2 protein-coding genes are annotated in these 2732 nt (G+C 74.2%); both read left to right on the forward strand.

All coding sequences use genetic code 11. From position 1 onward, the window contains the following. On the forward strand, nt 1–951 hold a 951-nt coding region (locus tag CTKZ_RS14375; protein ID WP_148090500.1), incomplete at its 5' end, for an ABC transporter ATP-binding protein. Between the two features lie 69 nt (nt 952–1020). Then, on the forward strand, nt 1021–2607 hold the full coding sequence (locus tag CTKZ_RS14380; protein ID WP_124343588.1) for an ABC transporter substrate-binding protein: 1587 nt from the start codon (nt 1021–1023) through the stop codon (nt 2605–2607). Nucleotides 2608–2732 lie beyond the last annotated feature (125 nt).

A 2732-nucleotide genomic window follows, 5' to 3' on the forward strand; every position in this document is an offset into this window, starting at 1 on the left:
GTCCCGACGTCGCCCGCGCGGGCCGCGGCCGGCCCGGCACAGGGCGCGGTCCGCACCGGCCGGACGACGACGACCACGCTCGCCGAGGTGTCGACCGTCGTCGCGCGCGCCGACGCCGGTGCACCCGAGCGGCCGATCCTCGAGGTGCGCGACCTGCGCCGCTCGTTCGTCGTCCGCGGCCCGGCCGGCCGCACCCGGCACGCCGCGCTCGACGGCGTCGACCTCACGGTGGCCCCCGGCCAGGCGCTCGGGATCGTCGGCGAGTCGGGCTCGGGCAAGACGACGCTCGCGCGCATCGTCACCGGTCTGGAGACCGCCGACGGCGGCACGGTCGTGTTCGACGGCACCGACCCGCGCAGCAGCACCCGGGAGGGTCGCCGCCGCTGGCGCCGGGACGTGCAGTACGTGTTCCAGGACCCCTACGCGTCGCTCGACCCGCGCCTCACCGTCGCGCAGACGCTGCGCGAGCCGCTCGAGCTGCACCGCCTCGGCCTCGACCGAGCCGCGGTGGCGGCCCGCGTCGACGAGCTGCTCGACGAGGTCGAGCTGCCCCGCGCGTTCCGCGACCGGCGGCCCGCGGAGCTCTCGGGCGGTCAGCGCCAGCGCGTCGGGATCGCCCGGGCGCTCGCGGGCGGGCCGCGGCTCGTCGTCGCCGACGAGCCGGTCTCGGCTCTCGACCTGTCCGTGCAGGCCCGCATCCTCACGCTCCTCGCGCGGCTGCGCGCCGAGCACGGGCTCACGTACCTGTTCATCTCGCACGACCTGGGCGTCGTGCGGTTCCTCTGCGACGACGTCGTCGTGCTGCGGCACGGCCGAATCGTCGAGCAGGGCCGCACGCAGGACGTCCTCGCGGACCCGCAGCACCCCTACACCCGCGCCCTCGTCGACGCGGTGCCCGGTCGCCGGGCTCCGCACCTCGCCGGCGCAGCACCGGCGACGCACCCCGTCTGACGCGTCCCGGCAGGACCCACCCCGCCCCCGGGACGCCGCCACGGCGTCCCCCGCACCGGAAGCAGGACCATGTCCCGACCCACCCCGCACCGGCGACGGCCCGTCGCCGCCGTGCTCTCCGCCCTCGTCTCCGCCGCGCTCGTCGTGACGCTCGGCGCGTGCGCCGGCAGCAGCGCGAGCGGCGACGCCGCGTCCGAGCCCGCCGGACCCGTGCCCACCGCGGGCGAGGAGCTGCGACTCGTGCTCTCCCGCCAGCTCACGAGCGTCAACCCGCACAAGGGCGGCTCGCCCGACAGCCAGGGGGCCGTCGTCGGCTCCGTGTACGAGGCGCTCACGCGCATCACGCCCGACTCCGAGGTCGCGCCGTCGCTCGCGACGGAGTGGGAGCAGGTCTCCGACCTCGAGTGGAGGTTCACGATCCGCACCGACGCCGTCTTCTCCGACGGCACGCCGCTCACGGCCGAGACGATCGTGTGGAACTTCCAGCAGCTCCTCGACCCCGAGTACAAGGGCACCACCGGGGCGCCGCTGCGCAAGTTCGTCGCGTCCGTCGAGTCGCCCGACCCGACGACGATCCTCTTCCACCTGAGCGCGCCTGCGCTCGACCTGCCCGGTCGCCTGTGGAACGCCTACATCGTCGACCCGACGTTCGCGCAGTCGCACAACATCGACACCGAGTCGCTCGGCAGCGGTCCGTACCAGATCGACACCCTCGACCTCGAGAACGGCGCGACGCTGTCGCCCAACCCGCACTGGGCGGGCGACGAGCCGGACTTCGCGAAGGTCCGGTACACCGTGCTCGCGTCGGAGGCGCAGCGGGTCGCCGCGATCCAGGCGGGCGAGGCGGACATCGTCCTCAACGTCGAACCGCTCAGCCTCGACCAGTTCGCCGACTCGTCGGTCTACGAGACGACGCTCGGCGTCGGCCCGCAGCCGCTGGTGCTCGCGGTCAACGAGGAGAAGGCGGGCACCCCGCTCGCCGACGAGCGCGTCCGGCAGGCCCTCAACTACGCGACCGACAAGGAGACGATCATCGAGGGTCTCTTCAAGGGCGCCGTCGAGCCGCTGCCGGGGACGGTGCTCTTCGAGCCGTACCAGGAGGAGGCGCCGGGCGTCGAGGCGTACCCGTACGACCCCGACAAGGCGAAGGAGCTGCTCGCCGAGGCGGGCTACGCGGACGGCTTCACGCTCGAGGTCGACGTCCCGTCCGGCACCTACGTCTCCGCCGACCTCGCGTCGCAGGCCATCGCGGCGCAGTGGAAGGAGGTCGGCGTCGACCTGACGATCACGCAGACGCCGTTCCCGACGTGGCTCGACCGGCAGTACGGCGACGCGCAGAAGGGCGCGGACCTCGTCTACATCATGTGGGGCGGGCAGTACCGCGGCGGGTTCCAGCTGTTCGACCCGTTCACGAGCGACCACATCCAGAGCGACGTCGTGGCGCCCGAGTTCGACGACCTCGTCCGGCGCGCGCAGGCGGCGACCGACCTCGACGAGCAGCGCGACCTCGTCGTCGAGGCCGCCGAGCTCTACCGCGAGCAGGCGCACACGATCTTCCTCTACCCCTCGCCGTTCACCGCCGTCGTGTCGCGCGCGGTGACGTGGGAGCTGCGGCCGTCGCGCTACCTCTACGCGCAGGAGGTCGGCCGCGCCTGACGGCGCCGCTGCGGGCCGGGTGCACGGCCGACCCGCGCGGCGTCCTGCGGCGGCGACGCGGTGACCGCTCCCGCGTCGCCGTCGCCCCCGATCTGCCCATCACGACGAGAGGACGACCTCATGAC

The organism is Cellulomonas algicola (genome assembly GCF_003851725.1).
GTDB classification, from domain to species: domain Bacteria; phylum Actinomycetota; class Actinomycetes; order Actinomycetales; family Cellulomonadaceae; genus Cellulomonas; species Cellulomonas algicola.